This window comes from Cellulomonas sp. P4_B5_2, from assembly GCF_056402235.1.
In genome coordinates this window covers 1-4,326 of record NZ_JBFUHU010000322.1, presented here as the reverse complement: position 1 = coordinate 4,326, position 4,326 = coordinate 1, and the positions used below count along the sequence as shown (strand labels likewise).

Below are 4,326 nucleotides of genomic sequence, written 5' to 3'. Positions count from 1 at the left end.
GTCCCGCCCGGCACCCGCGGCGGCAGACCACCGGCCGGGCCCGTGCGGCCGGGCTCGCGCCGTCGCATGGCCTTCCTCACCGTCCTCGTGGTCCTGGCGCTCGCCGTCTTCGGCGGGCGCCTGGTCTACGTCCAGGGGCTGCGTGGGTCCGCCATCGCCGAGGAGGCGCGCAACTCCCGGCTCATCTCGGTGTCGCTCCTGGGCGGGCGCGGCGAGATCACGGACGCCGACGGCAAGCCGCTGGCCACCTCCGTCGAGCGCTACGACATCTCGGTGAACCAGAAGCTCGTCGCCGACTTCCGGGGCACGCTCAACCCGCCCGTCCCGGACGGGCCGGCCGGCGTCGCCGCGWTCCTGGCGCCCCTGCTCGACATGAACGCCGCCGAGCTCGGTGGCTCGCTCGTCGGCGACCGTCAGTTCGTCTACATCCGCAAGGGCGTGCTGCCGGAGGTCGCCCGGGAGGTCCGCAAGCTCGGGCTCAGCGGCGTGAACGTGGACCGGGTGGCCGAGCGGGTCTACCCGAACGGCACGCTGGCGGGGAACGTCATCGGGTTCGTCAACTCCAACGGCGTGGGGCTGGCGGGCCTCGAGGCGTCGCTCAACCCGCGCCTGACGGGCACGGCCGGCAGCGAGACGTACGAGAGCGGGCGCAAGGGGCAGGCGATCCCCGGCGGGTACTCGCAGGACACCCCGGCGACGCAGGGCGACTCGCTGCAGCTGACCCTCCTGTCCGACGTGCAGTGGAAGGCGCAGTCGGCGCTCGACGCCCAGGTCGCCGCCACCGGTGCGGACTCCGGGTCGCTGATCGTCATGGACACGAAGACGGGGGAGATCTACGCGCTCGCCGACTCCGGCTCCGTGGACCCCAACCACCCCGGCGAGGCGTCCGGCTCGCTGTCCAGCGCGGTCTCCGACGTGTTCGAGCCCGGCTCGACCGGCAAGGTCATCACGATGGCGGCCATCCTCGACAACAAGATCGCCGACCCGCTCACGCAGTGGGAGGTGCCGTACACGTACTCCCCGGACGGCCACGAGACGTTCAAGGACTCGCACGAGCACGGTCTGCTGCGCCTGACCACCACCGGCGTCCTGGCGGAGTCGTCGAACACGGGCACCGTGATGATYGGCCAGAACCTGCCCGTCCAGACCCGGTTCGACTACCTGTCCAAGTTCGGCTTCGGCGCGAAGACCGGCATCGAGATGCCGGGGGAGTCCAACGGCATCCTGCACCCGGTCGACTCCTGGCAGCGCCGCGACAAGTTCGCCGTGCTGTTCGGGCAGGCGGTCTCGGTCACGGCGGTCCAGGCCACGCAGGTGTTCGCCACGATCGCGAACGGCGGCGTGCGCGTACAGCCGCACATCATCAAGGGCTGGACGTCGCCGGACGGCACCTACACGCCCGCCGAGGCGCCCGCGACGACCCAGGTGGTCTCGCCGGAGACCGCGAAGACCGTGCTCACCATGATGCAGAGCGTCGTCGACGACGGCACCGGCTCGAACGCGGCGATCCCCGGGTACCAGGTGGCAGGCAAGACCGGGACGGCGCAGAACTGGGTCGGCGGTGTCCAGGGCATCACGTCGTCGTTCATCGGCGTCGCCCCGGCCGACAACCCGCGCATCGCGGTCGCCGTGATCCTGCACAACCCTCGGACCTCGGTCTACGGGGGGACGGTCGCGGCGCCGGTGTTCCGGGACGTGGCCGGCTACACGCTCAGCGAGCTCGGTGTCGCCCCCTCGGGGACCACGGGGACGCTCTTCCCGACGACGTGGTGACCGCCCGCTTCCGGGCGTCCTGCGGTGTCACGCGGGGTAGATTCTCCCCATGACGACCCCCGCTCGGATGCGCCCGCTGCATCCCGCGGCCCATCGGGTCGCCGACCTCGTCTCGACGTTCGGCCTGGTCACGCGTGGTGCCCCGGTGCCGGCGGACGCCGAGCTGACCGGCGTGAGCCTCGCCAGCGGTGACGTGGTCGCCGGTGACGTGTTCGTCGCGGTGACGGGCTTCAAGGTGCACGGCGCCACGTACGCGGCCCAGGCGGTCGACGCCGGCGCGGTGGCGGTGCTCACCGACGAGGCCGGGTGGGCGGTCCTGGAGGACTCCGGTCTGGCAACGCGTCTGCCCGTCCTGGTGGCCGACGACCCGCGCGCGATCGCCGGTCCGGTCGCGGCGTGGGCGCACGGGTCGCCGGGCGAGCGCCTGGTCACGGTGGGCGTCACGGGCACCAACGGCAAGACCACGACGACCTACTTCCTGGACGCAGCCCTGCGCGCGGCGCACGCCACGACCGCCGTCCTCGGCACGGTCGAGCTCCGGATCGGCGAGGACGCGGTGGAGAGCCCCCGCACCACCGTCGAGGCGCCGGCGCTGCAGGCGATCCTCGCGCTGGCCGTCGAGCAGGGTGCGACGGCGCTCGCCATGGAGGTCTCGTCGCACGCGCTCGCGCTGGGCCGGGTGGGTGGACTGACGTTCGACGTCGTCGGCTTCACCAACCTGCAGCGCGACCACCTCGACTTCCACGGCGACATGGAGGGCTACTTCCGCGACAAGTCACGCCTCTTCGCTGCCGGTCAGGCGCGGCGCGGGGTCGTCGTGGTCGACGACGAGTGGGGCCGCCGGTTGGCCGCGGAGTCGCCGATCCCCGTCGAGACCGTGGCCACGCACGCGGGCGAGCCCGAGGGTGCCGACGCCGACTGGGCCGTGGTCAAGGCCGACATCGGGCTGGACGGCGTCGGCTCGTCGTTCACGCTCCGGGGGCCGGACGGCGCCGAGCACACGGCCGCGAGCCCCCTGCCGGGCATGGTCAACGTCTCCAACGCGGCCCTGGCCATCGTGCTCGCGCACGCGGCCGGGGTGGAGCTGGACGCCGCCATCGCCGCCGTGGCCGTCGCGCACGAGATCCCCGGCCGGATGGAGCGGGTCATCGAGCGCGGTGACGGCTTCCCGCTGGCCATCGTCGACTACGCCCACACGCCCGACGCGCTCGTCCTCGCGCTCGACGCCGTGCGCCCGATCACGCCGGGCCGGCTGGTGATCGTGTTCGGCTCGGACGGCGACCGCGACCAGGGCAAGCGCCCGATCATGGGCGAGATCGCCGCGCGGCTGGCCGACGTGATCGTCGTCACCGACGAGAATCCCCGTTCCGAGGAGCCGGCGGCCATCCGATCCGCCATCCTCGACGGAGTCCGGTCGCAGCGGCCGGACCTGGTCGACGTGCACGAGGCCACCAGCCGCGCGCAGGCCATCCGCGACGCCCTCGTCCTCGCCTCCGAGCAGGACACCGTGATCATCACGGGCAAGGGCCACGAGCCGACCCAGGAGATCGCCGGCGTGTTCCACCGGTACAACGACCGCGACGTGCTGCTCGCAGCGCGCACCCGCCGGCAGGAGCAGCACGCGTGATCGCCCTGACGGCGGCCGAGATCGCGGCCGCGACCGGGGGAGTGCTGCGCGGCTCGGCTGCGACCGACCCTGCCCTCGTCGTCAGCGGCCCCGTGGTCGTCGACTCGCGCGACGACATCACCGGTGGGCTGTTCGTCGCCCTGCCGGGAGAGAACGTCGACGGCCACGACTACGCCGCCGTGGCGATGGCCGGCGGTGCCGCGCTCATCCTGGCCGCGCGCGACGTGATCGGGGCGGGTGGCGCAGTGCTGCCGAGCGTCGTCGTCGACGATGTCGAGCGTGCCCTGGGCGACCTGGCCCGCGTCGTGCTGGAGCGTCTCCGCGAGGCCGCGCTCGAGCCCGGCGGCAGCGGCCTGCGCGTCGTCGGCATCACGGGCTCGGTCGGCAAGACGACCACCAAGGACCTGCTCGCGCAGCTGTGCGGCAGCGTTGGGCCGACCATCGCGCCGGTGCGCTCGTTCAACAACGAGATCGGGCTGCCGCTGACCGTCCTGCGCGCCGACGAGTCCACGCGGTTCCTCGTGCTCGAGATGGGTGCCAGCGGCCCCGGGCACCTCACCTACCTCACGGACATCGCGCCGCCCGACGTCGCCGTCGTGCTCATCGTCGGCCACGCCCACCTGGGCGGCTTCGGCGGCATCGACGCGGTCGCCGTCGCGAAGTCCGAGATCGTGCAGGGCCTGGTGTCCGACGGCGTCGCGGTGCTCAACGCCGACGACCCCCGCGTGTCCGCGATGGCCGACCTCGCCCCCGGCGAGGTCGTCACGTTCGGCGCCGCGCCGCAGGCCACGGTCGGCGTGCGCGACGTCCGCCTCGACCGCAGCGGCCGCGCGACGTTCACGCTCGTGCGACGCGGCGACGTCGAGAGCACCGCGCAGGTCACGTTGCGGCTCGTCGGTGAGCACCACGTGCACAACGCCCTCGGC

The 4,326-nt window shown here is 73.2% G+C and carries 3 protein-coding genes; all 3 read left to right on the top strand.

Annotation, left to right across the window (positions count from 1 at the left end):
• Positions 1–1,773, top strand: a 1,773-nt coding sequence (locus tag AC1DUQ_RS18500) for a peptidoglycan D,D-transpeptidase FtsI family protein (RefSeq protein ID WP_477074312.1), incomplete at its 5' end; no start/stop codon positions are given.
• A 49-nt stretch (positions 1,774–1,822) separates the two neighbouring features.
• A complete protein-coding gene (locus AC1DUQ_RS18495; protein WP_477063075.1) occupies positions 1,823–3,400 on the top strand; it encodes a UDP-N-acetylmuramoyl-L-alanyl-D-glutamate--2,6-diaminopimelate ligase in 1,578 nt (525 codons plus the stop codon).
• Positions 3,397–4,326 (top strand): UDP-N-acetylmuramoyl-tripeptide--D-alanyl-D-alanine ligase (locus AC1DUQ_RS18490; RefSeq protein WP_477074311.1); only part of this gene is annotated, 930 nt, incomplete at its 3' end. The genes AC1DUQ_RS18495 and AC1DUQ_RS18490, both read left to right, overlap by 4 nt.

Bases quoted from the DNA above. Each gene is read 5' to 3' on its own strand.
- AC1DUQ_RS18495 (WP_477063075.1), top strand. From the start codon at position 1,823: ATGACGACCCCCGCTCGGATGCGCCCGCTGCATCCCGCGGCCCATCGG.